Source organism: Gordonia amicalis, from assembly GCF_022059885.1.
Taxonomy (GTDB): domain Bacteria; phylum Actinomycetota; class Actinomycetes; order Mycobacteriales; family Mycobacteriaceae; genus Gordonia; species Gordonia amicalis.
This window is the reverse complement of record NZ_CP091855.1, coordinates 162,051-188,934: the sequence shown is the minus strand read 5'-3', so window position 1 is coordinate 188,934 and position 26,884 is coordinate 162,051. Positions and strand designations below refer to the sequence as shown.

The 26,884-nt window shown below is 67.0% G+C and carries 25 protein-coding genes; 13 read left to right on the top strand and 12 right to left on the bottom strand.

Features of this window, described 5'->3' with window-relative positions:
- Nucleotides 1–55 precede the first annotated feature (55 nt).
- Nucleotides 56–2,383, top strand: coding sequence for an endopeptidase La (gene lon / locus IHQ52_RS00880; RefSeq protein WP_024499614.1), 2,328 nt, complete (start codon nt 56–58; stop codon nt 2,381–2,383).
- A 58-nt stretch (nt 2,384–2,441) separates the two neighbouring features.
- Here lon and IHQ52_RS00875 read toward each other — a convergent pair whose 3' ends face one another.
- The 4 genes from IHQ52_RS00875 to IHQ52_RS00860 all read right to left on the bottom strand — a co-directional run bounded on the left by IHQ52_RS00875 (nt 2,442) and on the right by IHQ52_RS00860 (nt 6,921).
- Complete coding sequence (locus IHQ52_RS00875) at nt 2,442–3,272, bottom strand: DUF1353 domain-containing protein (protein ID WP_024499615.1); 831 nt, start codon at nt 3,270–3,272, stop codon at nt 2,442–2,444.
- Between the two features lie 105 nt (nt 3,273–3,377).
- Nucleotides 3,378–4,640: a sulfotransferase family protein gene (locus IHQ52_RS00870; RefSeq protein WP_024499616.1), complete on the bottom strand. Its 1,263-nt coding sequence runs from the start codon at nt 4,638–4,640 to the stop codon at nt 3,378–3,380.
- Nucleotides 4,640–5,722, bottom strand: a complete 1,083-nt coding sequence (locus tag IHQ52_RS00865; protein WP_024499617.1) for a DUF1214 domain-containing protein — start codon at nt 5,720–5,722, stop codon at nt 4,640–4,642. The genes IHQ52_RS00870 and IHQ52_RS00865 overlap by 1 nt, the downstream gene beginning before the upstream one ends.
- A gap of 11 nt (nt 5,723–5,733) precedes the next feature.
- Nucleotides 5,734–6,921, bottom strand: a complete 1,188-nt coding sequence (locus tag IHQ52_RS00860) for a hypothetical protein (protein WP_024499618.1) — start codon at nt 6,919–6,921, stop codon at nt 5,734–5,736.
- Nucleotides 6,922–7,258: 337 nt separating this feature from the next.
- Here IHQ52_RS00860 and dnaK point away from each other — a divergent pair, with 337 nt between their 5' ends.
- From dnaK to IHQ52_RS00820, 8 genes are all read left to right on the top strand, one after another.
- Nucleotides 7,259–9,106 (top strand): molecular chaperone DnaK, encoded by a 1,848-nt coding sequence (dnaK, locus tag IHQ52_RS00855; RefSeq protein WP_024499619.1) that lies wholly within the window; start codon nt 7,259–7,261, stop codon nt 9,104–9,106.
- Nucleotides 9,103–9,726, top strand: coding sequence for a nucleotide exchange factor GrpE (gene grpE, locus IHQ52_RS00850; RefSeq protein ID WP_096274706.1), 624 nt, complete (start codon nt 9,103–9,105; stop codon nt 9,724–9,726). The genes dnaK and grpE overlap by 4 nt, the downstream gene beginning before the upstream one ends.
- A gap of 133 nt (nt 9,727–9,859) precedes the next feature.
- Nucleotides 9,860–11,062, top strand: coding sequence for a molecular chaperone DnaJ (gene dnaJ / locus IHQ52_RS00845; protein WP_096274705.1), 1,203 nt, complete (start codon nt 9,860–9,862; stop codon nt 11,060–11,062).
- Nucleotides 11,063–11,065: 3 nt separating this feature from the next.
- Nucleotides 11,066–11,464: a heat shock protein transcriptional repressor HspR gene (locus IHQ52_RS00840; protein WP_096275023.1), complete on the top strand. Its 399-nt coding sequence runs from the start codon at nt 11,066–11,068 to the stop codon at nt 11,462–11,464.
- Between the two features lie 36 nt (nt 11,465–11,500).
- Entirely contained in the window at nt 11,501–11,968 is a 468-nt protein-coding gene (locus IHQ52_RS00835) for an SRPBCC family protein (protein ID WP_096274704.1), read from the top strand.
- 75 nt (nt 11,969–12,043) lie between these two features.
- Entirely contained in the window at nt 12,044–12,346 is a 303-nt protein-coding gene (locus tag IHQ52_RS00830; protein WP_006437654.1) for an antibiotic biosynthesis monooxygenase family protein, read from the top strand.
- Nucleotides 12,347–12,392: 46 nt separating this feature from the next.
- Nucleotides 12,393–13,487, top strand: a complete 1,095-nt coding sequence (locus IHQ52_RS00825) for a hypothetical protein (RefSeq protein ID WP_096274703.1) — start codon at nt 12,393–12,395, stop codon at nt 13,485–13,487.
- An 84-nt stretch (nt 13,488–13,571) separates the two neighbouring features.
- Nucleotides 13,572–14,654 (top strand): DUF7159 family protein, encoded by a 1,083-nt coding sequence (locus IHQ52_RS00820; protein ID WP_096275022.1) that lies wholly within the window; start codon nt 13,572–13,574, stop codon nt 14,652–14,654.
- Here IHQ52_RS00820 and IHQ52_RS00815 read toward each other — a convergent pair.
- Nucleotides 14,648–15,799 (bottom strand): FAD-binding oxidoreductase, encoded by a 1,152-nt coding sequence (locus IHQ52_RS00815; protein WP_024499623.1) that lies wholly within the window; start codon nt 15,797–15,799, stop codon nt 14,648–14,650. The genes IHQ52_RS00820 and IHQ52_RS00815 overlap by 7 nt on opposite strands.
- Before the next feature lie 132 nt (nt 15,800–15,931).
- Between IHQ52_RS00815 and IHQ52_RS00810 the strand changes: the two genes are divergently transcribed.
- The gene (locus tag IHQ52_RS00810) at nt 15,932–17,059 is read left to right on the top strand and encodes an amidohydrolase family protein (RefSeq protein ID WP_024499624.1); all 1,128 of its coding nucleotides are present in this window, start codon (nt 15,932–15,934) and stop codon (nt 17,057–17,059) included.
- Between the two features lie 14 nt (nt 17,060–17,073).
- Here IHQ52_RS00810 and IHQ52_RS00805 read toward each other — a convergent pair whose 3' ends face one another.
- Both IHQ52_RS00805 and IHQ52_RS00800 read right to left on the bottom strand, forming a co-directional pair.
- Nucleotides 17,074–18,018 carry a serine/threonine-protein kinase gene (locus IHQ52_RS00805; protein ID WP_024499625.1) on the bottom strand — a complete coding sequence of 315 codons (945 nt, stop codon included), beginning with the start codon at nt 18,016–18,018 and terminating at the stop codon, nt 17,074–17,076.
- Nucleotides 18,019–18,090: 72 nt separating this feature from the next.
- The gene (locus IHQ52_RS00800; protein ID WP_024499626.1) at nt 18,091–18,516 is read right to left on the bottom strand and encodes a nitroreductase/quinone reductase family protein; all 426 of its coding nucleotides are present in this window, start codon (nt 18,514–18,516) and stop codon (nt 18,091–18,093) included.
- Between the two features lie 87 nt (nt 18,517–18,603).
- On the opposite strand from IHQ52_RS00800, the gene IHQ52_RS00795 reads away from it, so the two are divergent.
- Nucleotides 18,604–19,968 carry an FAD-binding oxidoreductase gene (locus IHQ52_RS00795; protein WP_024499627.1) on the top strand — a complete coding sequence of 455 codons (1,365 nt, stop codon included), beginning with the start codon at nt 18,604–18,606 and terminating at the stop codon, nt 19,966–19,968.
- On the opposite strand, the gene IHQ52_RS00790 is transcribed toward IHQ52_RS00795, so the two are convergent.
- Nucleotides 19,946–21,154 carry a GGDEF domain-containing protein gene (locus IHQ52_RS00790; RefSeq protein WP_024499628.1) on the bottom strand — a complete coding sequence of 403 codons (1,209 nt, stop codon included), beginning with the start codon at nt 21,152–21,154 and terminating at the stop codon, nt 19,946–19,948. The two genes, IHQ52_RS00795 and IHQ52_RS00790, sit on opposite strands and share 23 nt — an antisense overlap.
- Before the next feature lie 292 nt (nt 21,155–21,446).
- Between IHQ52_RS00790 and IHQ52_RS00785 the strand changes: the two genes are divergently transcribed.
- Nucleotides 21,447–22,358 (top strand): LysR family transcriptional regulator, encoded by a 912-nt coding sequence (locus tag IHQ52_RS00785; RefSeq protein ID WP_024499629.1) that lies wholly within the window; start codon nt 21,447–21,449, stop codon nt 22,356–22,358.
- 19 nt (nt 22,359–22,377) lie between these two features.
- On the opposite strand, the gene IHQ52_RS00780 is transcribed toward IHQ52_RS00785, so the two are convergent.
- Both IHQ52_RS00780 and IHQ52_RS00775 read right to left on the bottom strand, forming a co-directional pair.
- A complete protein-coding gene (locus tag IHQ52_RS00780; protein ID WP_024499630.1) occupies nt 22,378–24,060 on the bottom strand; it encodes an acyl-CoA dehydrogenase family protein in 1,683 nt (560 codons plus the stop codon).
- Nucleotides 24,060–24,701 carry a TetR/AcrR family transcriptional regulator C-terminal domain-containing protein gene (locus tag IHQ52_RS00775; RefSeq protein WP_024499631.1) on the bottom strand — a complete coding sequence of 214 codons (642 nt, stop codon included), beginning with the start codon at nt 24,699–24,701 and terminating at the stop codon, nt 24,060–24,062. The genes IHQ52_RS00780 and IHQ52_RS00775 overlap by 1 nt, the downstream gene beginning before the upstream one ends.
- Nucleotides 24,702–24,844: 143 nt before the next feature.
- Between IHQ52_RS00775 and IHQ52_RS00770 the strand changes: the two genes are divergently transcribed.
- Nucleotides 24,845–25,063, top strand: a complete 219-nt coding sequence (locus tag IHQ52_RS00770; protein ID WP_024499632.1) for a hypothetical protein — start codon at nt 24,845–24,847, stop codon at nt 25,061–25,063.
- Between the two features lie 110 nt (nt 25,064–25,173).
- Here the strand turns inward: IHQ52_RS00770 and IHQ52_RS00765 are convergent, their stop codons facing one another.
- Nucleotides 25,174–25,929: an enoyl-CoA hydratase/isomerase family protein gene (locus IHQ52_RS00765; RefSeq protein WP_024499633.1), complete on the bottom strand. Its 756-nt coding sequence runs from the start codon at nt 25,927–25,929 to the stop codon at nt 25,174–25,176.
- A complete protein-coding gene (locus IHQ52_RS00760) occupies nt 25,926–26,807 on the bottom strand; it encodes an SDR family oxidoreductase (RefSeq protein WP_051349652.1) in 882 nt (293 codons plus the stop codon). Before IHQ52_RS00760 ends, IHQ52_RS00765 begins: the two co-directional genes overlap by 4 nt.
- Nucleotides 26,808–26,884 lie beyond the last annotated feature (77 nt).

The following is a 26,884-nucleotide window of genomic DNA, read 5'->3' as shown; positions in this document are numbered from 1 at the left end:
GAACAAACTTCCAGCCACCTCAGTTGAGTCGGTCAGGCTTAACTCTGGAGGTTTCATGTCGCAGACATATTCACTGCCGGTCCTCTTCGTCCCGGACGTTGTCGTCCTGCCCGGCATGGTCGTGCCGATCCCGCTCGATGATGCCGCTCAGGCCACCGTCGACGCCGCGCGGGCGAGCGAGACCGGAAAACTGCTGGTCGCCCCACGCCTGGACGACCGGTATCCCACCTACGGGGTGATCTCCTCGATCGTGCAGGTCGGGCGTATCCCCGGCGGTGGACTGGCCGCCGTCGTCAAGGGTGAGCAGCGGGCTCAGATCGGGACCGGTACGCCCGGCCACGGCGCGGCGCTGTGGGTCGATGTGACCGAGGTCGAAGACTCCGAGGTCACCGACGAGGTCCGGACCCTGGCCGGCGAGTACAAGAAACTCGTCTTGGCGATGCTGCAGCGTCGCGAGGCGTGGCAGCTCATCGATGCGGTCAACAAGATGACCGACCCGTCAGACCTCGCCGACACCTCGGGCTACGCATCCTGGCTCACCGACGAGCAGAAACGTGAGCTCCTCGAAACACCCGACACGGCCGCGCGCCTGCGCCTGCTGATCGAGTGGACCGGCGACCATCTCGCCGAGTCCGAGGTCAGCGAGAAGATCGCCGAGGACGTCCGTGCGGGAATGGACAAGCAGCAGAAGGAATTCCTCCTTCGTCAGCAACTCGCCGCCATCCGCAAGGAACTCGGCGAGGACGAACCCGAGGGTGCCGACGACTACCGGTCGCGCATCGACGAAGCCGACCTGCCCGAGAAGGTGCGCGAAGCCGCACTCCGGGAGGTGGGCAAACTCGAACGCGCCAGCGACCAGTCGCCGGAGACCGGGTGGATCCGCACCTGGCTCGACACCGTCCTCGACCTGCCGTGGAACACCCGCACCGAGGATTCCACGGACATCAAGGGGGCCCGCGAGATCCTCGATGCCGACCACCACGGCCTCGACGACGTGAAGGACCGCATCGTCGAGTACCTCGCGGTGCGAGCACGACGCGCCGAACGCGGCCTGCAGGTCGTCGGCGGACGTGGATCGGGTGCCGTCATGGTGTTGGCCGGTCCGCCCGGCGTCGGCAAGACGTCGCTCGGCGAGAGTGTCGCCCGGGCCCTGGGCCGCAAGTTCGTGCGCGTCGCCCTCGGAGGTGTGCGCGACGAGTCGGAGATCCGCGGGCACCGGCGCACCTACGTCGGTGCGTTGCCCGGCCGCATCGTGCGTGCCATCGGCGAGGCGGGATCGATGAATCCCGTTGTGCTGCTGGACGAGATCGACAAGGTCGGCTCGGACTACCGGGGTGACCCGGCCGCGGCGCTGCTCGAGGTCCTCGACCCCGCGCAGAACCACACCTTCCGCGACCACTACTTGGACCTCGATCTCGACCTGTCCGACGTCCTGTTCCTCGCGACCGCCAACGTCATCGAGAACATCCCGTCGGCCCTGCTCGACCGCATGGAACTGGTCACCCTCGACGGCTACACCGAGGACGACAAGGTTGCCATCGCGCGCGACTACCTGCTGCCCAGGCAGGCCGAGCGTGCGGCACTCACCACCGACGAGGTGACCGTCACCGACGCGGCGCTCCGCGAGATCGCGGCGAACTACACCCGGGAACCCGGTGTGCGACAGTTCGAACGGCTTCTCGCAAAGGCGCTGCGCAAGGCGGCGACCAACCTCGCGCAGGGTAAGGCGAGCGCACCGATCACCATCGACGAGCCGGACCTGCGCGACTACCTCGGCCGTCCCCGGTTCACCCCGGAATCGGCCGAACGAACCGCAGTCCCCGGTGTCGCAACGGGTCTCGCCGTCACGGGAATGGGTGGTGATGTCCTCTTCATCGAGGTCAACGCCACCGACGGCGATCCCGGACTGAAGCTGACCGGCCAGCTCGGCGACGTGATGAAGGAGTCGGCACAGATCGCGCTGTCGTACGTGCGGGCGCACGCGGAGCAGCTCGGCGTCGACCCGGAGTTGCTCAACAAGACCATCCACGTGCATGTTCCGGCCGGAGCGGTGCCCAAGGACGGGCCGAGTGCGGGCGTCACCATGGTCACCGCACTGGTGTCGATGGCGACGGGTCGACGGGTGCGTGCCGAGGTCGGCATGACCGGTGAGGTCACGCTGAACGGGCGTGTCCTGCCGATCGGCGGGGTCAAGCAGAAACTGCTCGCCGCACAGCGCAACGGGCTGAAGAGCGTCTTCATCCCGCAGCGCAACGAACCCGACCTCGACGACGTGCCGGCTGAGGTTCTCGACGCCCTCGACGTGCGTCCGATGACCGATGTCGCCGAGATCGTCGCGCAGGCACTGGAACCCGCAGCGGGAGAACAGGTCAGCGCGGCCTGACGTCGGAACACACCAGAGCGGGGCGTCGTCCGGACCACCGGACGACGCCCCGCCCTTGTCACCGAAGCCCCAGATCCCGGGCGATCCTCTCCAGCACCACGTACACAAGCCAGGCGAGACTCGTCACCGCAGCGGCGGGCACGAGCCACAACGCACCGACCGCGGCGATGAGGCTGGCGGCCCACTGTCGCCCCCACAGCGGTGCGGCGACGAAGATCATCAGCAGTGCCACCACGAGCGACCACGCCGGCGACGACACCGGCCACGGCCAGTCGAACAGCAACGCGCCCGCGGAACCGACCGTCGCAGTGATCCCGACGACGCTGAGCAACAGCCACAGCACGATGCTCCACCGGCGGTAACCGCCTGCGACCCAACGGGTGCGGAGCGCCACCGCGGACCACATGAGCCAGCGCTTCAGCCAGGGGACCCCGGAAGTACGCATCATCTCCCGGAAGAAGCGGTCGGAGAGCGTGTCACTCTGCAGCGCGCCGGAGTTGACCGCGTCGCTGATGAGCTCGTCATGGATCATCGCGGCTAGCGTGTGCCGCCCGTACGAGTCCTCGAACCACCGCATGAAGCGCGGGACCGACGCCAGATCCGTGGGATTGTCCTCACGTGGGACGAAAGTCCGCGCGTCGTCAACTGCCGCGCGTGCCCGGGCGTCACTCATCCCGCTGCGGACCAGTCGCGTCGACAGGTCCTTCTCGACATCCGGGTCCGAGTAACGAAAGGTGTTGAGTACGACGAACTGCCGATCGTCGACCTGGACCACCCGGACGCTGCCCTTGCCCGTGGGATCGTCGACTTCGAAACCCGAATGTGGCGCCACCCGCCACGGCACCCACCGGACATCCGTCTCGGCCTCTACCGACGTGACCTCGCCCATCTCGACCTCCCGAGTCCGACACCGCGACGGTAACCCCGTTCGACGGTGTGCGGGCGAGAAATCGGCTCGTCGGATACACAAGTGCAACCGGTCGTCGTCCTGCCCTCAGGACACCGGGTGCGACGTCCACTCGGCGACGACGTCGGTGTAGAACGCCATCCGTTCGCGCAAGGCTCCGGGGTCGATCCCGAATTCCTCGGGACCGTAACGATGTCTGCCCTTGCTGTGCCGCGGTTGCTCGGCGTTGTGCTCGATGAGCATCGACGAGATGTCGGGGGGTTCGACATCGGCCGCGGCATAAACCCGGCCGACGGTCTCCTCGGGTCGGGACACCAGGTCCTGGTAGTCGATGTCGAGGACGGTCGCCGATCCGGCTGCAGGGGAGTCGCGAAATTCGAGTGCCCGCCGGAACCACAACTCGGACTGCTGGATCTGGAACCGCCCGACGTCGTGCCCGTCGACGTCGTCGCTGTAGGTCGACCGGTATGTCGCGAACAGACTCGCGCCGGAGGCCACGGTTTCCACGATGTCGCGGTGAAGATGAACGATGCAGACTCCGGGATATGTCTGTGCGAGGTCGGCGAGTTCGGGAGTGTGGGCCGGTGCCTTCAGCAGCCAGCGTCGTCGGGAACCATCGTCGAGGATCTGCAGCATCGTGCGGTGCGCCGCGTACTCGCCGGCGAAGTCCTGTTCCGCCAGCCAGCGCGAGTAACTGTCGAGGCGCATCGTCGAGCTGAACGCCCAGTTGCGCATGGTCGTGCCCATTCCGAGCACGCACTCTTCGGGCAGTGCCGGCCCGGAATCGTGGACCGCGGCCATCGCCGGATTCAGCATGTGCAGTGGATTGGGCTCGGCGGCCTGGGTTTCGATCAGCTGCTCGCGCTCGTCCGGCGACAGCTGTGCAACCCGCCACGGGGCGTACAACTCCACCGGGCGTGGCGCGCGGAGACGGGGATCGCGGGCCATCAGCCGATACAGGAACGTCGTCCCGGTGCGCCAGCCCCCGATGATCACGATCGGCGGGAGCACATCACGCTCACTCACCGAGGGGTTCTCCCGCAGGGTCTTGTCGAAGATGGAGCGCGCCCGCAGCTTTCCGATCACCGCGTCCTGCGCATTCCGGACGCCGACGGCGTTCAACCGCCCGTCCTCGCCGGCCGATTCCAGGTACTGCTCCAGGCCGGGACGCCACTGCGCCGGCTCGCCCAGACCCTCGACCCCGTGCTTCGCGGTGGCCCGTTCGACGATCGCATCGACCGCGCCGGCGCCCAGCCGATACCGATCGGGTCGTGCAGCGCGATCGGCTTCCGCTGCCGCATAGATGTTCTCGGCGACCGCTGTGCGCGGTGGCGGGGTCCAGGCGACCATCATTCACCTCGCAGTTCGTGGAGCTGCACCACCCGCACCGAGGGCAGGGGAGGGGTGTCCGTCGGTTGGAGAAAACGAATGACGACGATGCCGAAGTCCCTTCCCTCGGAATCGATCCAGTCTCCGACACCGGGATCCTCGGCCGCGACGACGAAGCGGTAGCGACCGTCGACCACCGTGGCGGTGGCACCGGTGTACGACACCGGCCGGTACCGGAAGTCGAGGGAGTTCAGGAATCGGCTGTAGGCCAGGATGTTCCAATACCGGCACTCGACGGTGTCGCCCTCGATGACCAGCGCCTGATCCGGTTGGAGCTGCCAGCCACCGCGGACGTAGTGGATGCCCGGTTCGGTGAACACCGCGCCCCCGGCCATCTCCGACCAGTGCCGCAGGGTGTTGGGCGGATCGAGATCGTCCTTCGTCGAGATCTCGAAGATCGTCGGCAGCATGGACGTCGTGGCCGCCAACGTGCCCAGCGCAGAAGTGAACCTGTCCGGATCGATCGACGGCGGAACCGGCGGTTCGACCACCGGTTCGATACTGCACCAGCCCAATTCGTCGTGTGCGACATCGCCGTGGAAGAACCTGACCCAGATCGCCCCGGAGCGTTCCGGAAGGTCCAGCCAGTCCCCGGCACCCGGCGCGGTACCGCCGACCACGATCTCGAAGCCGCCGTCGTCGTCGAATCCGATGGCGTCGCTGTCGATGCGGGCTGTCGCCTCCGAGCCGATGCCGCCGGTCCGCTTGTAGACGGTCACCGACAGGTACGACGCATCCCCGCGGTTCCCGCGGATGCGGTAGGTGCGGTCCCCGCGGACCTCGGTGACCCAGTATTTGAAGTCGGGATTGTCCATCAGGAACTTGTGTCGCCACCCGTTGAACGGCACCAACTCGGGACGTTCACGGTCGGCTTCCAAGCGCGACAACTGATTCGACAGCCCGCGGACCAGTGCACGGAACCCGTCCGCCTGCTCGGCCGAATCGAGGTCGGCGGTGTCGGCCGCGAGCTTGTCGCCGGCGGTCCGGAGTGCGTCGACCAGGCCGTTCCACGCGGCGACCTCCGGCCGCGCCTCGTGGCTCATCGGCTCCTGGCTCACGGGAGTCGGACCCGGTCGTCGTGCCGGTAGTGGGGGCCCACGTCGTCGACGAGGATGCCCGGTTCGGCCTCGACCACCGCCGGGACGGCATCGAGCACGGCCCGCACCGACGCCGTCGTGATCGGGTTGGTGTGCCCGGACCCGATGCCGAACTCGAGTTGTGCCCGCATCTCGGCCGGTTCGCCGCTGATGACCAGCGTGTACGCGATCGGGCTGGTGAACCCGCCGAACGGCAGGTCATCGCCCCGGTACACGAGTTCGGCGCCGGGAGCGGAGCGAGCGGGCTGAGTGGGTACCGAAGCGAGATACCAGCATTCCTCGTTCGTGAAGAAGTGGTGGTCGCCGAGGTAGCCGCGATGAGTCAAATGCAGGGCCGCAGCGGTGCCCTTCCTGATGGTCGTCGCACCGACCTGGGCGTCACGTTCGGCGGGCAGTCCGCGCAATGAGGTCTCGACCCTGACCTCGGCACTGTCCGCGCCGTACAACGCGTGCGCGACGTTGCCGGTGAGGTCGCCGTAGTAGATGTCGCCGCCGCGCGCGACCGGGGACTCGGCGCTGAGGGAGTCCAGGTCGGCGCCGAAACCCAGTGCTTCCAGGCCGCCCCACATGGATCCGGCACGGGAGAAGTCGACAGCCTCGACGGATCGCACATGACTCACCGACGACATCGCCTTGGCCATCGTCATCGCGACCCGTTCGACGATGAACGTCGGATGGACACCGGTCCCGTGCAGGGTGGCGCCGCCGGTGCGGCACGCCTCGAGCATGCGCTGCGGGGACTTGCGGAAGGGGCTGAGCCAGTTCGGCATCGACACGTTGTGATAAGCGGCGGTCGCCACGACGTTCTTCCCGGACTCGAGCAGATCGATGACGTCGTCGTCGAGCCCTTTGATCACCGCGGCCGGTGCGGGGGTGAGGACGACGCAGTCCACGTCGAGCTCCTTGAAGGCCTCGCGGTCTCTGGTGGCGGCGATCCCGATCGGATCGGTGCGCACCAGCTCACCGATGTCCTTGCCGTCCTTCTTCGGGTTGTGCACCAGCGCACCGACGACCTCGAACGCCGGGTCGGCGACCGCGGCACGGATGACCGCGCCGCCGACTTCGCCGGGACCCCACACGGCGATCCGATAGGGACGTATCGGAGCGGAGCCGGGTTCGGCGGTCGTCGGTCGGGGCAGCGTCATGTGCGGGTCCTCGGATTCGTCGAAGTGGAATCGCTTGCTTCCTGTTGAAATCTGCACGGTGGCGGCCGGTGTGTCAAGGACCACACGGCTTGAGTGAAATCCGCTCAACTTTTCCCGGCGGCGCGGGAACAAACCCCGTGGGACCCCCGTTACACACTTCGAGAAACCTGAGCGATCCAGACTCAAGTAGGTTTGACTCGCCGCTCCGAATTCAGTAGGACATGAGTCGGACGCACTGAAGTCCACCTCGCGCAGGGTTCGGACATCATCCCCGCGTCTCAGGCCGCGGGGGCACAAGGACTTGGGTGCACACCCACAAACTAGGAGGAAGCCAAACATGTCTCGTGCTGTTGGAATCGACCTCGGCACCACCAACTCCGTGGTTTCGGTGCTCGAGGGTGGCGAAGCTTCGGTCATCGCCAACGCCGAGGGCTCGCGGACCACGCCGTCCGTGGTCGCCTTCGCGCGTAACGGAGAAGTACTCGTCGGTCAGCCGGCCAAGAACCAGGCGGTCACCAACGTCGACCGCACCATCCGCTCGGTCAAGCGCCACATGGGTGAGGGCAACTGGACGATCGAGATCGACGACAAGAAGTACACCCCGCAGGAGATCAGCGCGCGCACGCTCATGAAGCTCAAGCGCGACGCCGAGGCGTACCTCGGTGAAGACGTCACCGACGCCGTGATCACCGTGCCCGCATACTTCAACGACGCCCAGCGTCAGGCCACCAAGGAAGCCGGCCAGATCGCCGGCCTCAACGTGCTCCGCATCGTCAACGAGCCCACCGCGGCCGCGCTGGCGTACGGACTCGACAAGGGTGAGAAGGAACAGACCATCCTGGTCTTCGACCTCGGTGGCGGCACCTTCGACGTCTCGCTGCTCGAGATCGGCGACGGTGTGGTCGAGGTCCGCGCGACCTCCGGTGACAACCACCTCGGTGGTGACGACTGGGATCAGCGCGTCGTCGACTGGCTCGTCGAGAAGTTCAAGTCCACCTCGGGCATCGACCTGACCAAGGACAAGATGGCTCTGCAGCGTCTGCGTGAGGCTGCCGAGAAGGCGAAGATCGAACTGTCGAGTTCGCAGAGCACCTCGATCAACCTGCCCTACATCACCGTCGACGCCGACAAGAACCCGCTGTTCCTCGACGAACAGCTCTCGCGCAGCGAGTTCCAGCGGATCACCTCTGATCTGCTCGAGCGCACCCGCGCCCCGTTCCAGGCCGTCATCAAGGATGCGGGCATCTCCGTCGGCGACATCGACCATGTCGTGCTCGTCGGTGGCTCGACCCGTATGCCGGCCGTCACCGATCTGGTGAAGGAACTGACCGGTGGCCGCGAGCCCAACAAGGGTGTCAACCCGGACGAGGTCGTCGCCGTGGGCGCCGCCCTGCAGGCCGGTGTTCTCCGCGGTGAGGTCAAGGACGTGCTGCTGCTCGACGTCACCCCGCTGTCCCTCGGCATCGAGACCAAGGGTGGCGTGATGCACAAGCTGATCGAGCGCAACACCACCATCCCGACCAAGCGGTCGGAGACCTACACCACGGCCGAGGACAACCAGCCGTCGGTGCAGATCCAGGTGTACCAGGGCGAGCGCGAGATCGCCTCGCACAACAAGCTGCTCGGCAGCTTCGAGCTGGGCGGCATCGCACCTGCGCCGCAGGGTGTCCCGCAGATCGAGGTGACCTTCGACATCGACGCCAACGGCATCGTGCACGTCACCGCGAAGGACAAGGGCACCGGCAAGGAGAACTCGATCCGCATCCAGGAGGGTTCCGGCCTGAGCAAGGACGAGATCGACCGCATGATCAAGGACGCGGAGGCTCACGCCGACGAGGATCGCAAGCGTCGTGAGGAGGCCGAGACCCGCAACCAGGCGGAGTCGCTGGTCCACCAGACCGAGAAGTTCCTCAAGGACAACGAGGACAAGGTCCCGGCCGACGTGAAGGAAAAGGTCGAGGCTGCGGTCGCCGACGCGAAGGAAGCGCTGAAGGGCACCGACTCGGCCGCGATCAAGACCGCGATCGAGAAGCTGTCGGAGGAGTCGCAGGCTCTCGGCCAGGCGATCTACGCCAACGCCGCTGCGGAATCCCCCAACGGTGAAGCCGGCGCAGCCGCCGACAGCGAGTCCGATGTCGTCGACGCCGAGGTCGTGGACGACGCCGACGCCAAGGAGAACAAGTGACCGCAGGATCCCATTCGACGAATGGGTCCGGCGAGGAGCCGGTGACGGTGACCGACCGTCGTCGCATCGACCCGGAAACGGGTGAGGTGCGCGACGAGCCGGCCGCCGGCCCCGGCCCGGCCGACGCCGAACCCGTCGTGGACGAGCCCGACAACGAACAGCCGGCCGATGCGACGTCGCCAGATGCGCGGGTCGCCGAACTGACGGCGGATCTGCAGCGGGAACGCGCGCAGTTCGCCAACTTCCGGCGACGCGCGGCCGAGGAGAAGCAGGGATCGGTTGCCTACGGCAAGCAGATCCTGATCGACAAGCTCCTGCCGATTCTCGACGACCTCGACCGTGCCCGTGAGCACGGCGATCTCGAGAGCGGTCCGCTGCGGGCCGTCGCCGACAAGCTGGCCGGTGTGCTGAACACCGAGGGCCTCGAGGCCTTCGGTGCCTCGGGTGACGAGTTCAACCCTGAACTCCACGAGGCAGTTCAGCACGACGGCACCGGCGACCACCCCGTCATCGGCGCGGTGTATCGCTGCGGTTACCGGCTGGGCGAGAAGGTGATCCGTACCGCCATGGTGACGGTCACCGATCCCGAGCCCGCCGGTGACCAGGCCGGTGCACAATAGATCGACCGTCTGTGGCCCTGGGGTGCGAGGAGCGAGAGCACGCGCCTCGCACCTCAGGGCTCTCTGGCGAGAGTACGAACACAACCGAAATATCAATCCAGACAACAAAAGACTTTTGAGGAGGTGACGTCTGGTGGCTCCACAACGTGAGTGGTTGGAACACGACTTCTACAAGGACCTGGGCGTTGCTTCTGACGCTTCGGCTGAAGAGATCAAGAAGGCCTATCGCAAGCTCGCACGCGAGCTGCATCCGGATGCCAATCCCGGCGATTCCGCGGCCGAAGAGCGCTTCAAGCGGGTGTCCGAAGCCCACAGCGTGCTCAGTGATCCCGAGAAGCGCAAAGAGTACGACGAGACCCGGGCCATGTTCGCCGGCGGACGATTCCGCGGAGGTGGCAACGGATTCCCGGGTGGCTTCCCCGACGGCGGTACGACCTACACGACCGGTGGCAACGACTTCGATCTCGGTGACCTGTTCGGCGGTGCCCAGACCGGCGGGGGAGGCGCCGGCGGTTTCGGAGACCTTTTCGAGGGTCTCTTCAACCGTGGCGGCGGAACCCAACGCACGTCGACGGCCAGCCGTCCGCGTCGCGGTAAGGATCTCGAGACCGAGACCACGCTGTCCTTCAAGGACGCGGCCCTCGGTACGACGGTCCCGCTGCGGGTGACCAGCCCGTCCCCGTGCACTACCTGCCACGGTTCAGGCGCCAAGCCGGGCACCAGCCCGCGAGTGTGCCCCAACTGCAACGGCTCCGGTTTCGTCAGCCGAAACCAGGGCGCGTTCGGGTTCAGTGAACCCTGCCAGGACTGCCAGGGCACCGGTTCGCGGATCGACGACCCGTGCGGCGACTGCTCCGGCAGCGGCGTGAAGAATCGGACCCGCACCATCAACGTGCGCATTCCGGCAGGAGTCGAAGACGGTCAACGGATTCGGCTTGCCGGACAGGGTGAGGCCGGACGCCGCGGAGCGCCGTCGGGCGACCTGTACGTCGTCGTGCACGTGACCCCGCACAAGCAGTTCACGCGCAGCGGCAACGACCTTCGCGTGCAGTTGCCGGTTCGGATCTCCGAACTCGTTCTCGGCGCGACGGTCTCGGTACCGACCCTCGAGGGTTCGGTCGGGGTCAAGATCCCGCCGAACACGACCGACGGCCGGACGCTCCGCGTACGTGGCCGCGGCGTCCCCAAGCGGTCCGGCGGGGCAGGTGACCTGCTCGTCACGGTCAAGGTCGCGGTGCCGGACAAGCTCGACGACGCCGCGATCGAGGCGATGCGCGCCTACGATCAGGCCGAGCGGGCAAGCGGATTCGATCCACGGGCGAACTGGGGGCGATGAGTGATGGCCGGCCAGAAGAACTTCGACGCCGATGGCGCGACTTTCATGATCTCGGTGGCCGCCGAGCTCGCCGGCATGCACGCCCAGACCCTACGCACCTATGACCGTCTGGGTCTGGTCACCCCGCAGCGGACGAGTGGGGGCGGACGCCGTTACTCCTCCCGCGACGTCGAACTCCTGCGAGAGATCCAGCGTCTCTCGCAGGAAGAAGGCGTCAATCTCGCAGGTATCAAACGGATCATCGATCTGAGCAATCAGGTCGAGGCGCTCCAGCAGCGTATCCGTGAACTCTCCGACGAGGTTGCCACGTCGCGGAACCGTCGCGGCGGCGAGTTGGTCCCGGTGCCTCGGACGAATGCCCTGGTGGTGTGGCAGCCGCGGCGCAAGCGTTCCGTCGACTGAGCGAACCGACCGGCAGGGCCCGCGTACGTTGGATGTATGGCATCCGACACCGTCACCACCGTTGACACGGGCCCGCACCGCGTCTCCCGGCGCATCGTCGTCGATACGCCGGTCGCCGACGTCTTCGCCCTCGTCGTCAACCCGCACCGGCATCACGAACTCGACGGGTCGGGAACGGTGCGCGACACACCCGTCAAGGGTCCGGAGAAGCTCACCCCCGGTGCGCGATTCAGTGTGGGGATGAAGCAGTTCGGCGTCCCGTACACCATCACGTCCACCGCGACCGACGTCGAGACCGACAAGGTCGTCGAATGGAAGCACCCCATGGGCCATCGCTGGCGCTGGGAACTGGTGTCCACGTCGCCGACGACCACCCAGGTCACCGAGACCTTCGATTACTCGACGCTCAAGATCCCGAAGATCATGGAACTGATCGGGTACGACAAGAAGAACGGTCAGGGTATCGAGGGCACGCTGCGCGCGCTCGCGAAGCGATTCGGCTGACCCTTGCCGCCCTCTTGCCGACACGGTGTCGGTAAGATGACGGCGACCATCAGACCCGAGTCCAGGAGCCGACGAATGTTCGTGATCACCAACCGCATCGATGTCACCGAGAACGCCGAGGCATTCGAGAAAGCGTTCTCGGAGTCGATGCGCAGCACGCTGAAGGGCGTCCCGGGCCTGCAGCGCGCGACACTGATGCGTCCGGAGGCCGACGGCCTGCCGTACGTGTCCACCATGGAATTCGACGCCAGGGAGGACTTCCTGGCGTGGCTGAAGTCGGACTCGTTCCGTGCGTCGCACTCCGACAAGCAGGCGCCGGGGATGCAGGCTCCGTCGGCCGTCGAACAGCACACCCTGATCGAGACATTCACCGCCTGATCACTTCGTCGCCGCCGGGCGACGACCACGACCGGAAGGGCGACACATGGAGTTCGAGGACGAGGCGTCGTCGTACGACGACGAACCGGCGGTCGTCCTCGGAGTCGTCGCCGCGCCCGGACAACCGATCGGACTCGCGCGCAAACTCGTCGACGCGGATCTGATCGAGCACGTGCAGACGACCTTCCCCGGAGCCCGATGGCATGTCGAGGTCGTGGAGGCGTCCGTGGTGCAGCCGCCCGCGACCGACGCCCAGATCGTCGACGCGGCGAGAGACGTTCTCCTCGAACGGGAATGGGACCTCGTGGTCTGCCTGACCGACCTGCCCCTGCACGTGGGACGCCGCCCCGTCGTCGCCCATGCCAACGCGGTGCACGGTGTTGCGGTCCTGTCGGTTCCCGCGCTCGGTCCGACCAGCCTGCGTCAGCGGACGCGCGGGACAGTGGTCGGTCTCCTCGCTCAGCTCCTCGGTGCCGACGCGGACGATCTCCGAGAGCATCAGAAGTCGCCGTCTCGTTCCCCGCTACGGCACCGCGTCCGCCAGCTCGGCACCGACACCGACGAGGAGAGCACCGCCTTCACCGCCCGGGTGCTGACCGGCAACCTCCGACTCCTCACCGGCATGGTCCGCGCCAATCGACCGTGGCGCCTCGCACTCGGGCTGACCCGTGCGCTCACGGGCGCCATCGCCGCCGGCGTGTTCGCACTGGTGACCGCCGACATCTGGCTGCTGGCCGACACCTTCGGATGGGTCCGGCTCACCGGCGTCGCCGTCGGGTCGATCGTCGCCATCACCGCCACCCTGATCATCGGCGCCAACCTGTGGGAGCGGGGATCGTCGCGGCAGTCGCGCGAACAGATAGTCCTGTTCAACACCGTCACGGTCATCACCGTCGTGCTGGGCGTCGCGGCCTTCTATGCCGCTCTGTTCGTACTCGCGACCGTCGGCGCCCTGTGCCTGGTGGTCCCGCAGGTTTTCGGCGATGCACTCGGCCACGATCCCGGGATCACCGACTACCTGGAGGTCGCGTGGCTGACGTGTTCGCTCGCCACGGTCGGCGGTGCGCTCGGTGCGGGGCTGGAGACCGACGAGGCGGTGCGCGACGCCGCGTACACCCAGCATCCGGCCGAGTCGGTCTGACGAGGTACTCCGCGACGGTCCGGCTGCCACAGATCGCGTAACAGCCGCTAGGCTTCATGGGCAAACGTCGATGTGGAGGTGACGATGACCCAAGATCCGGCGGGTGGGGGAATGCCCGGATCCGTGGTTCTCGGGATATCCGTCGTCGACGACCAGATCGCGTCCGTCGTGCGGGACGCCGACGGGCACATCCTGGCGAGCAACCTCGTCGACCTGCCGGATTCCTCGGCCCCCGCGGTCGAGGCCGCGATCATCGAACTCGTCGATTCGGTTCCGGTCGTGGTGGACCAGATCGGTGTCTCCGCCTCGCGCGAGGACGTCCGCAAGCATCTGGCGCAAGCCTTCGCCTCGGACGCCGCAGGCGAATCCTGGTATCGCCGCGTCGTCGTCACCGGATACGCCTCGGCGCTCGCCGAGATCGCCTGCACACACGCCACCCGAGGCGGCGTCGTGGCCGTCGTGGACCTCGATCGCGATGCCGCCCCGGCGGCCGGTACCACCGTGGCCACGGTCGACACGACGTCGGGCGCGGTCCTCGGGACCGCCGATTTCACCACCAACCGGCTCGCGCCCGTCACCGATCCCGAGGGGGCGTCCGATCTGGCGACGGCGGTCACCAAGCTCCCTCGCGGTCGCGACATCACCTCGATCATCGTGGTGGGACCCGGCGCGGAGATGCCCGGCATCGCTCCCGCCTTCGAGTACGCGGCGCAGCGACCCGTCACGGTCGCCGCAAACCCCCCGCTCGCGTCGGCCATCGGCGCGGCCGACGCCGCCCTGGTGGCGCTGTCGGCTTCGGCGGGGGCCACGCGGGTGTCGACGGGGCGACGCTGGTGGTTCGTCGGCGCCGCGATCGGCGCCGCGGTGTTCCTCGGCGCCGTCGGTCTGACCTTGATCCTGGCCGCCGAGAGGGCGACCCCCGAAGCTGTTCCGGTGACGGTCACCGAGACCCCTGCGGCGGTGACCGTCACCGCCGACGCGACGACGGTCACCGAGACCGAGACCGAGACGCCGCAGGCCCGCACCACGACGGTCACCAGCACGCCGCGTCCGGTCACCCGGACGACCACGGTGACCGAAGAGGTGTCGGCTGCCACGATCACAGAGACGGAGACGACCACCATCGAGGTGCCGGCGCCGGGAGAATTAGCGCCCCGGGGTCAGTAGACGGGGTCGTGCTGGATGCGGCTCGCCCGCACCCCGGCGATGATCAGCTGTCGCCGGGTCGCCTCGATCATCTGCGCCGACCCCGCGATCAGCACCTGATGGTCTTCCCAGTTCCCGGCGCCGACGACCACGTCGGCGAGGGTGCCGATGCGGTGTTCGATCCCGAGTTCGGCCGGCGTCGCCACCGCCCTGATCCACCACGGGTCGCGTTCTTCCTCCGAGACCGCGGTGACCTGCAACCACGGATTGGTGGCGGCGATCCGCCGCAGCACACTGAGGTCGTAGAGCTCGCCGGGATGGCGCATGCCGTAGAAGATGTGGGTCGGCGGCGAGTCCGCGCGCTTGGACATCTCGATGAGCAGCGCACGCAGCGGGGCGAGGCCGGTACCGCCGGCGACCATCAGCACGGGCTGATCCCGGTCGACGTGCAATGTGCCGTGACTCTGGGACAGCGTCCAGACATCCCCGACGGCGGTCTCGCTGACGATCGCCGAACTGACCGTCCCACCGTGGATCGCCCGTACGTGGAACTCCAGCTCACCGGCCGGATTCGGGGGGATCGACGGCGAGAAGTTGCGCCACTGCTTCGGCCACTGCGGGATGTGGACCTCGAGGTACTGGCCGGCGATGAACGTCAGCGGCGCGTGCGCGATGAGCCGTACGACGGCGAGGTCGCGGCTGATGCGGTACTTCTCGACGACCTCCGCCGTCCACCGCGCCGGATGGGTGGCGGTTTCGGCCGCCCCACGCATCACGCCGGTGACGAGCATCATCGCCTGGGAGACCGTCTGCTGGGCCTCGGAGTCCCAGTACCCCTCCATCAGACTGGCGAACTCGCCCATGAGCGCTGCGTACATCACGTGGTAGTGCTCGGGTTCGACGCCGAACTTGCGATGGTCGCGACCGAGCTGGGCGAGGAACTCGACGAGGTCGGCGTGGCCGGATTCTGCCGGGATGGCTTCGAGGACGTGATCGATCACGCGATGGAAGGCGATCTGCTGGGCGGCCATCGAGACGCCGAACAGGTCCCGGAGGTCGGGGTCGATCGCGAACATCCGGGTGAAGACGTTGGTCGCGAACCGGTCGGGCTGCCGGTTCACCGCTGTTCGCAGCTGATGCAACGTGTGGCGTGAGTGGCTCGCCATTCTCTCTGGACAACCTCCGTCGGCGTTCGTCCCCGCCTCTTCCAAGAGACCCAACACTAGCCTCTCGACCCGACAGAATTAAGGATCCGTCATCGTATGTCGGACTGTGATCCGGTGTGGCAAGGTACCAGCATGACGTCCCTCGACGGTGTCCTCCCGGCCATCGTCGACGCGCATGTGCAGCACTGGAATCCGCGGCGCACTCCCTGGGCGGCAACCCGTTCGTCGCGCCTGTACGGGTTCGTCCCCCGATTGGGGGACCGGGTGTTTCCGCTCGTCGCCTCGCGCGCCGACCGCGAGTTCGTACTGACCCCGCGGACAGTGGCGCGACCCTACGAGCCGCGGCAGTACGCCACCGATGCCGCACTCGTGCCGACGGTCGTCGGTGTGCCCATCGACACCGTCGTGCACGTCGAGTCGCACTGGCGCAAGGCGTTACCCGCAGGGGAACAGGCGTCCGCCCACAGCACCGCGGTGGAGGAGACGCGCTACCTGGAGAACCTCCCGTTCGGTCAGGCCGGGGCTCCCCGTCTCGGGGCGATCGTCGCCCACGGTGATCCACGGGACCACGACTTCGCCGAGACACTCGATCAGCAGCTCACCATCTCACCGCGGGTCCGGGGCGTCCGGCTGGTGGCGACGCGTCACCCCGATCCGCGCGTCCGCGACGGTGGCGACGCCGACAACATCCTGTCGTCGACCTCCTTCCTCGACGGCTTCGCCGAGCTCGCGGGGCGCAAGCTCGTCTTCGAGGCGGCGGTCTACTCCCATCAGCTCTACGACGTCATCGTGCTGGCGAGGGAGTATCCGGACACGACCATCGTGCTCGATCATTTCGGGATGCCGGCCGGGGTCTTCGGCCCGATCGGGACTCGTACGGGCGCGACGGCCGCCGCGCGCGCGGACATCTGGCGGCTGTGGCGGGAACGCATCACCACCCTGGCGTCGTATCGCAATGTGGTGGTGAAACTCTCCGGTCTCGCGATGCCGGTCCTCGGTTACGGCCACGAACGGTGGGGCAACATCGGCGGGCAGACGACACTCGGCGAGATGATCTGTCCGTTCGTCGAACACGTCGTGAACCACTTCGGTACCGATCGCGTCATGTTCGGGTCCAACTACCCGATCGACCGGCCCAACGCCGCGATCGACGTACTCGTCGGAGCGCTCGTCGACTGCGCGTCGCAATGGGGAGACGAGGCCCTGCGACGGATCTTCCGCGACACCGCGGTCCGGGTCTACAAGCTCGACGACGCGTGACGTGTCGAATCCCGTCACGGATTACGCGGACGCCCCCACCTTCGTGAGCGGGTCGGTTCGGGCACGGGCACGTCGCGCATGAGGCGGACCAGTATGTCGACCAGTTCGGTACACGTCGGATAGCGGTCCTGCGGCGCCTTGGCGAGCGCCTTGGCGAAGATGGAGTTCATCGCCGACGGCAGCCACGGCCGGCGTCGGGTGAGGCGTGGCGGCTCGTCGTTGATGTGTGCGTAGGTGATCGCGAACGACGTGTGTCGAGGGTACGGCGGTTCGCCGGTGAACATCTCGACGAGGCTGCACGCGAAGGAGTAGTTGTCGCTGGCCGGCGAGAGACGTTGTGCCTGAAGCAGTTCCGGTGAGGCGTACCCGATGGAACCCTGCACCCGCCCGTTCCGGGCGAGCGGCCTCGTGTCGTCGAGGAACTGGGCGATCCCGAAATCGGAGAGATAGGCGTCGACCGGTGTGGGGGTGTCGCCGTCGGGGCTGACCGGTCGGGACAGCAGGATGTTGGCTGGTTTGACGTCGCGGTGGAGGATCTCCTGGCGGTGGGCGTAGTCGAGGGCATCGGCGATCTGTGCGGCGACCCGAAGGATCGTGTCGACGTGGGGTTCGTCGGTGCGACCGGGGATGAGTGCAGTGGCTGACGGGCCGGGCGCGTACTGCATCGCCAGCCACATCGACGGTAGGTGGTGGGGGCCGAGAGACCCGGGCGGCGCGGCGATCTCGCCGTGCGCGCGAATCCGCACGATGTGCGGGTGGTCGAGCAGCGAGGCGATCCCGAACTCCCGCTCGAACCGTTCGCGGACCCGGCCGTGGTCGGAGGCGTTCGGGTGCAGCACCTTGAGCGCGACGGGCCCGTTGCCGTCGTCGCGATGGGCACGGAAGACGTCGGCACTCGCACCCCCGCCGAGGAACTCGTCGATGGTGAAGCCGGCCACGCATTCGCCAACCTCGAACACCTTGTCAGCGTAAGGCGACGACGACCGGTCGGAGCGGTGCGACGATCGGGGTGTCGGGACCCGGGCTCGCGGTCAGGCCGTCGGCGTCAGGCGGAAGATCGGGAACCTTCGGCCCTGTGCGGTCTCGGTGTACTTGACGAACTGATCGGTGAACGAGGTGAACTTCGCCCAGGCCTCATCCCAGTCGTCGTCGGTGATCTCGGTGACCTGCGTGTCGTGACGCTCGATGCCGTCGACGGCGGGGGCCTCGACGGCAACCGAGTCGGGGTGGGCCCTCAGGTTGTGCACCCACGCCGGCGTCGTCGGGGAACCCGCGAAGGACCCGATGACCAGCCAGGAGCCGTCGTCGGCGAGACCGAACAGCGGGCTGATCCGCGGCTCACCGGATTTGGCGCCGACGGTGTGCAGCAGGACGAGGTTCTTCCCGAACCCTGCGGTCTCGACATGTCCGTTGTTGGTGCGGAACTCGTTGATGATGGTGGTGTTGAAGTCGTTCACGATCTCATTGATACGCCTTCCCGGCGACGACCGGCCGGTGTGTCAAAGTGAAACCGCGGTCCGGGCGGCGAAGAATACGCTGAACGTATGAGTGCCGATACGAGTTCGTTGGCCGCCGCGCTGCCCGATGGGATGGTGATCACCGACCCCGACATCCTTGCCGGGTATCGCCAGGACCGTGCCCTGGACCCGACCGCGGGCACCCCGCTCGCACTCGTCCGCCCGACCTCGACCGAAGACGTTCAGACGACGGTTCGCTGGTGTCACGAGAACCGGGTGCCGATCATCACGAGGGGTGCCGGCACCAGCCTCTCGGGTGGCTCGACCGCGGTGGACGGCGCCATCATGCTCTCCACCGAGAAGATGCGCGAGATCGCGGTGGACCCGGCGACGCGGACCGCCGTCGTGCAGCCCGGGCTGTTCAACTCGGAGGTCAAGGCCGCGGCGGCGGCCGAGGGTCTCTGGTACCCGCCGGACCCGTCGTCGTTCGAGATCTGCTCGATCGGCGGCAACGTCGCCACCAACGCCGGCGGACTGTGCTGCGTGAAGTACGGGGTGACCACCGACTACGTCCTGGGCCTGCAGGTGGTGCTGGCCGACGGCCGCGCGGTGCGAGTGGGCGGCAAACAGCTCAAGGACTCGGCAGGCCTCCCGCTGACCAAACTCTTCGTCGGCAGCGAGGGACTCCTCGGGATCATCACCGAGGTGACCCTGCGGCTGCTGCCACCCCAGGGGCCGGCGAGCACGGTCGTCGGGATCTTCGACTCGGTCCACGACGCGAGCCGTGCCGTCCTCGCCGTCACCGGCGAGATCCGTCCGGCGATGCTCGAATTCATGGATTCGGTGGCCATCAACGCGGTCGAGGACATGCTGCGCATGGGGCTCGACCGCGACGCCGGCGCGCTGCTCGTCGCCCAGTCCGACGCACCCGGGGCGGCCGGCGCCCAGGAGGTCGAACTCATCCGGAACGCCTTCGAGACGAACGGCGCCGGTGAGGTCTTCGCCACCGACGATCCCACCGAGGGGGAGGCGTTCACCGCCGCCCGGCGCGCGGCCATCCCGGCCGTGGAGAAGCTCGGGTCGCTGCTCCTCGAGGACGTCGGCGTGCCGTTGCCGTCGTTGCCCGATCTCATCGACGGCGTCGCCAAGATCGCCGCGGACAATCAGGTGATGATCTCGGTGATCGCGCACGCCGGCGACGGGAACACCCACCCGTTGATCGTCTTCGACCCGACCGACGCCGCCGAGGCCGGCCGTGCGCAGACCGCGTTCGGTCAGATCATGGACCTCGCCATCGAACTCGGTGGCACCATCACCGGCGAGCACGGCGTGGGGCGCCTCAAGAAGGGCTGGCTGCCCGACCAGGTGGGACCGGACGTGATGGAGCTGACCGCGCTCATCAAGAACGCCCTCGACCCGGAGGGGCTCCTCAATCCGGGCGTGATCCTGTAGACGTGGTCAGCACGACGGCATAGCTGCCGCGGCGCTTCGCCTTGGCCGAGAACAGGGCATCGTCGGCGAGGGCGAGGTCGCGTCGAATCCGTGCGGTTGCATCCACGTCGGACATCTGGTCGCGGTCCAGCGGACCCACCGCGATACCCAGACTCACGGTCGCCCACTCGCCGTCCTCGGTATCGATCGGTTGAGCCCGGATGTCTTCGGCGACGGCACGCGCCGCGGCTTCGTCGAGCCGCATCGCGATCGCGAACTCGTCCCCACCGAGCCGGGCGACGACCGCCGGCTCGTCCACTGCTCCCTGGAGGATCTCGGCGACCTGCTGCAGTACGAGATCACCCACGCCGTGGCCGTGGTCGTCGTTGATCCGTTTGAAGCGGTCGACGTCGGCGATGAGGAGTGCGAACCGATCCCCTTGCCCCCGGCGCAACAGCGTGGACGTCGCCAGGATGAATCCGCGGCGATTCAGCAATCCGGTGAGCGGATCGGTGTTGGCCATCCGCAGCTGATGTTTCAGGGTCCGCTGGAGATCGGAGGTGTAACCGTGGTGGAGGGTGACGGTCCCGTTCACGGCGACGAGCAGCGCGAGCGTCGCGGAGAACGCGGTGACCGGCGGAACGCCGTCGTGCCACGCGAGAATGCCGAGAGTGCATGTCACCGCGCTCGAAAAAGCCATGTGGAGATACACGACGCGTGCCCGCACGAAATGTGCGCTGTACGAACCCACCACGGCGAACAGCGCCGAGAAGTACAACGCGAGACGTGGGTCGGCGATGGCGAACAGACACACCGCCACTCCGATGTCCGCGTAGGCGACGAATACGTTGTTGAATCCTCGGACGTGTGATTTCTTGGTCCACCACATCTCGCCCAGATGAACTCGGCTCACCGCCATCGCGGTGGGAACGGTGGTGGCGGCAGCGGTGCCGAGGATCAGTGACCGCCATACCGACCCCTGCGAACCACTCGGTGTGAAGAGCCCGAGTGCCCCCACGACGCCGAAGATCAGTACCAGCCCGGCGATGGTGTAGCGGATATGACGTTCGCGCAGTCGTAATTGCCGAAGGACGTGATGCGTTTCGTCGTAGAGCTGCCCGCCTCGTGCGATCTCAGCGGTGAGCGAGTCGCCACCGAGCCCGCTCAACGGTCTGGATCTCGGCGAACGGCCGACCGTTTCTTCCACCTGATCGAGCTCCGGAAATGAGGGTGTGGCGAACAATGCGAAGTCTAGAGGGGCGTTAACGATACTTCATCAGCGCGAGAAATATTCGCCGAAGCCCGGTCGCAGAAGCGAAAGCAGGAAGATATGAGTGGGAAGCACCTGCCGAGGTCCTCCCGTCCCCTCCGCGGGGGGACCTCAGCAGGTAGCCCAAACGCGACTGACATCTGAATACGACGCCATGCAGAAATGAGCATATTGGGTCAAAGGTCAACCTACAATCACATCAATCTGGATAACTGACAGGAGAAGGTTGATGAATGGTTCTGGGGACGCCGGACTCCGCGATATCGACTTGCGTCGACTCCGAATGTTTGTCGTCGTCATGGAAGCTCCGAGCCTTCGCGTCGCGGCCGACACCCTGTTCATCAGCCAGCAGGCGTTGTCGTCGGCGATTCGTGAACTCGAGCGGCAGTTGGGTGTCGAGCTGTTCTCCCGGTCGCGCCGCAGCCTGACGCCGACGCCGGCCGGGGAGGCGCTCTACCGCGGCGCGGTGCCGCTGCTGGCCGGTGGCGAACAGCTCGCCACCCAGGTCAGGCGCGTCAATTCCGGGTCGCCGGCACCGTTCGTCATCGGCCACGCACCAGACCTCGCGTCGTCGGAGGTGTTCCGCATCATCGAACCCGTCGTCCTCGCCGACCCCTCGATACCGATCACGGTGCGCCCGGTGTTCGCCGACTTCATGCGAGACGAGTTGCTGTCGGGCTCGATCGATCTGGCACTGGGCCGCGGTGTGGCGGCGCCCCCGGACATGGCGACGACGATCGCGACCCAGCACGAACTCCGGCTCGCGGTGCGCAGTGATCACCCGCTCGCCGCGCACGCTCACGTCGACATGGCCGACCTCGCCGACTACGAGATCGTCGTGTGGGGCCCCGAGCACGAATACGAGTACACCGACATCCTCGTCGGACTGTGTCGGCGTGCGGGATTCGAACCGCGGATCATCCTGTCGACGCTCCTGGGTACGCCACCGCACACCGCGGTGATCGCACACCCGAAAGCCTGCGCGTTCGTCACCAACGAACCCGGCTGGATCTATGCGAACTCCATCCGCATCATCGAATTCACCGATCCGCCGCTCGCCCCCGTCCGGGCGATGTGGCTGCCCAACACCGCGTCGACGCTACGCCGACAGATCCTGGCCGCGGCGGAAGGTGTTGTGTGAGAGCGGAAGGGTGTGGACCTCAGTGACGCTCCAGGATCGCGGCGAGGTCGGCACCGTCGGCAAGCGCGCCGTACTCGAAGCTGCGGTCGGGACCCAGCCGGCTGGCGATGAAGGCGTCGGCGACGGCGGACGGACTGTGCCGCACCAGCAGTGACGCCTCGAGCGCCAGGGCCATCGCCTCGACGGTCGACCGGGCCCTGCGCTGGGCGTCGGCCGGGCCGAGGCGCGACAGTTCGCCGAGCTGGTCGCGGAGCCGGTCCAGGTGGGTGTCGAGAGTGCGGTCGGCGCCGCGGGCGAGTGACACCTCGGCATCGAAGGCGGCCACCGACTCCGGTTCGCGGGTCATCGCGCGCAGGACGTCGAGGGCGATGACGTTTCCGGAGCCTTCCCACACGGCCATCACCGGCTGTTCGCGGTAGCGCATGGCGAGCGGGAAGTCCTCGGTGTATCCGTTGCCGCCCAGGCATTCCAGCGCCTCGTAGGCGTGGTGGGGTCCGCGCTTGCAGATCCAGTACTTGGCGACGGCGGTCGCGAGCCGGCGGAAGGCCCGTTCCTGGGGATCGGCATCCTCGTCGTGGGCGCGTGCCAGCCGGATCGCGGTGGTGGTCGCGGCCTCCGATTCCAGTGCGAGATCGGCCAATACGGCGGTCATCGCCGGCTGGTCGGCCAGCGTCGCGCCGAAGGCGGCGCGGTGGCGGGCGTGCCACACGGCCTCGGCGACCGCCTGCCGCATGCCGGCCGCCGAACCGAGGACGCAGTCGAGCCGCGTCTGCGCGACCATCTCGATGATCGTGCGCACGCCGCGTCCCGGTTCGCCGACCATCACGGCGACGGTGCCGTCGAGTTCGATCTCGCTCGAGGCGTTGGACTTGTTGCCGAGCTTGTCCTTGAGGCGCTGGATGCGGAAGACGTTGCGGGTCCCGTCGGGCAGGATCCGTGGGAGAAGGAAGCACGAAAGTCCTTCGCCGCCTGCGCCTTGCGCTTGGGCGAGGACGAGGAATGCGTCGGACATCGGCGCCGAACAGAACCACTTGTGCCCGGTGAGGAGGTACTCGGCGCCCGGTCCGCCGGTCCCGGCGGGGACGGCGACCGTCGTGTTGGCGCGGACGTCGGAGCCGCCTTGCTTCTCCGTCATCGACATACCGAATATCGCCGACTCCTTGGTGGCACTCAGATCGGGGGAGTAGCTGCGGGACAATGCCTTCGGCACCCAGCTCGCGGCGACGTCGGGCTGGAGTTCGAGCGAGGGGATGACCGCATGGGTCATCGACACCGGACAGGCGTGGCCCGGTTCGATCTGGCCGAACAACATGAAGGCCGCCGCGCGGACGACGTGCGACCCGGGCTGCGGGTCGGCCCAGCAGCGGGTATGGGCACCGTGCGCGATGGAGGCGGAGATGATCCGGTGATATGCCGGGTGGTACTCGACCTCGTCGATGCGGTGGCCCCAGCGATCGAACGTCCGCAGTACGGGGGTGACGGTGTTGGCGAGATGGGCGTCGTGCTTGAAGGATTCGCTGCCGACGAGCGCACCGATCTCGCGGAGCTCGGCGTCGCCCCAGGCGCCGTCGTGGCGGGCGACCGCCTCGGTCAGGACGGTGTCGAGTTCGTATTCGTTCACGTCTACCCGCGGTGCGGACTGGTTGAACACCTCGTGGGTGAGGTGCGGCTGCGGATGGATGTGCGTTGCGGACTGGGACATCATGCCTCCTGGGACGTGGGTACGAGTGGGCGGTCCAGAACCCGGTCCGGGATCTGCAGGTTCGTGAAGATCACCGCGACCGCGTCCTCGAGCCGATAGCCGAAATCGGCTCCGGTGGCGGCCTTCTGGACTGCGAGACCGAAGATCGCGGACCAGAACGCCTTCGCCTCGACGTCGATCCCCGCGCGCAGCTTCCAACCGGTGCGCACGAGCGTCGACATCAGGGCCTGTTCGCCGCGTTCGTGGAGCGTGCGCAGCGTGTCGGTGATGTGCTCGCGCAAGTCGGTCCGACGCGACGTCAGCAGCATGGCGGTGGTGAACAATTCGACGTCCCGCGCGCAGGGGCCGAGCAAGGTGCCGACGAGCGTGTTGGTGTAGTCGCGAACGGTCGTCGTTCCGGCGGCGGCTTCCTCGGCTCGACGCCCGGCGCGCAGCACGCCGACGCAGGCGACCTCGACGAACAGCTGCTCCTTGGAACCGAAGTAGTACGTCACCTGGTTCGGGTAGGCGTCGGCTCGCTGACAGATCCGGGAGACCGATGCCGTCTCCCCCTGTTCGGCGAAGACCTCGGCAGCGGCACGCAGCAGGGTCTGGCGGGTCGCCTTGCCCGCTTCCCGGCTAGCGCGTCCGGAGGTCGCCACACGATCCTGCCTGGTCGAAGTCAATGTTTGTATGACAAACAATAAACACCCACGAGGGCGACGGCAAGGGCTGATCGCCGACGGGTCAGCGGGTTTCGCTCCCAAGTCGTCGGGAACCCGCCCTGACGAAGTCGCCTGCGTCGATGAGTACGGACCGCCCCGCCGCGGACGGCGGGCTGAAGTGGAAGAAACTGCTCGGCGTGATCATGGACGACCCTGGGAAGATCCGGATGGACGAACGAGAGAACCCGACGATCCAGCAGCCCACCAACGCGATCATCAAGATCGCCGCAACCTCCGTGCGTGGGTCGGACCTGTGGCAGTATCGCGGCATCGAAGACGTCGACGGCTGTCGAGGCTGAACGTGTCCAGTACGTCGACCGCGCAGTCTGCGACGTCGACGACGCGGTGAGCCGACGATCAGCCGGAAGCGCGGCCGGTCACCAGCCCGGACAGGACCGCTTCCAGGCGGTCACTTCGAACGGGAAGAGAGCAAGGCGCCCACTTCTTCGGTACCGCCCAGACGGGTGATGGTCAGGGCTTCATCGTCGAGGTGCTCGGCAAAATCCCGCTGGTAGGACGCTCGAACGAGCCTCCGTGCCTGGCCGACAGCCGACGTCTGCCGATCGAGAAGCAGGGACACAACACCGTCGACGTCGGAGGCGAGTTCGTCCAGCTCCACGACCGTATCCACGAGGCCCCACGCGAGTGCGGTCGACGCATCGATACGTTCGTTGAGAACGAGCATCTGAAGCGCCCGCCGCATGCCGATCACGCGGGGGAGGCCGATCGACACCCCGCAATCCGGTGACAACCCGATCGTCGAGTACGCAGCTACGTAAGAGCTGGCGGGAGTGGCGGCCACGTAGTCGGCTGCAAGTAGAAGGCCGAGCCCGGCGCCCGCAACCGGTCCCTGGATTGCGGCGACTATCGGGACGGGCAGCTCGTCGAGTGCGATGAGTGAACGGTGTATGGACCCCGCGAGGTCGGCGAGGAACCGCGGGCGGTCCGACGCCGCCGCCATTGCCCGTACGTCGCCGCCCGCGCAGAAGATCTTTCCGGTCGAAGACAGACGGATGACCCGTACGTCGGCATTCTCGCGGATCGACGTGATCGCCTGGGCGAGGCCGTCGGCGACCTCGAGATCGAGTGCATTGCCCGCGGATGGCCGGTTGAGTTCGATGGACGCAACACCTCGTTCGTCCACTCCGAAGATGACCGAACTCATGCCCACTCCATCCAGAAGTCCAGTTCCAGCTCCACGTCGCCCGGTACGACTCGATAGCCCGAGAAATCGGTCACACCGTCACCGGCCAGGACCTCGTCATCGATGAAGCACTGTCCGGTGACGAGGTCGGAGGGCTTGGTGATGATGCTGATCGCTGCATCGGCCATGATGTCCGGCGTTCGGCTACGCGCGACGAGTTCCTCACTCAAGATGTTGCGAACCGCTGCCGTGTTGATGGTCGTTCGCGGCCACAGGGAATTCACGGCGATACCGTCGCCGGCGAGCTCGGCGGCAAGTCCGATGGTTACGAGGGACATCGAGAATTTCGAGATCGTGTACGCAGTCCCTATGTCCGCGAACCATTTCGGTTCGAGGTTGAGCGGCGGCGACAGGGTCAGGACGTGCGGGTTGGCCGATCGCCGTAGATGCGGGATGGCGGTCTTCGTCAGGAGAAAGGCGCCGCGCGCGTTGATGTCTTGCATGAGGTCGTACTTCTTCATGCTGATATCTGCAGTCGGTGTCAGATCGAGCGCGCTGGCGTTGTTCACGACGATGTCGATGCCACCGAATTGTTCGACCGTGCGCGCGACGGCGTCGGCCACCGACTCGTCGTCCCTGATGTCACCGACAAGTGGCAGCGCCTTGCCGCCGGCCGACTCGATCGCAGCAGCCGCGGTGTAGATGGTGCCGGGCAGCTTCGGGTGCGGCTCGGTCGTTTTCGCGATCAGGGCAATGTTGGCTCCTCGACGGGCCGCCTGGATTGCGATCGCCTCGCCGATGCCTCGGCTGCCGCCTGACATGATCAGGGTGCGGCCTTCCAGTGATCTGTCCTCGGGTTCAGTCTGCACGACTGGTCCTTTCACGAAGGGGCGCCACATTCAGGCGCGATGGAAAGTGGTGATTCTCAATGTATTCCAGGAACTACACGAGAAGATCCGGCCCGGAGGGTTCCCCG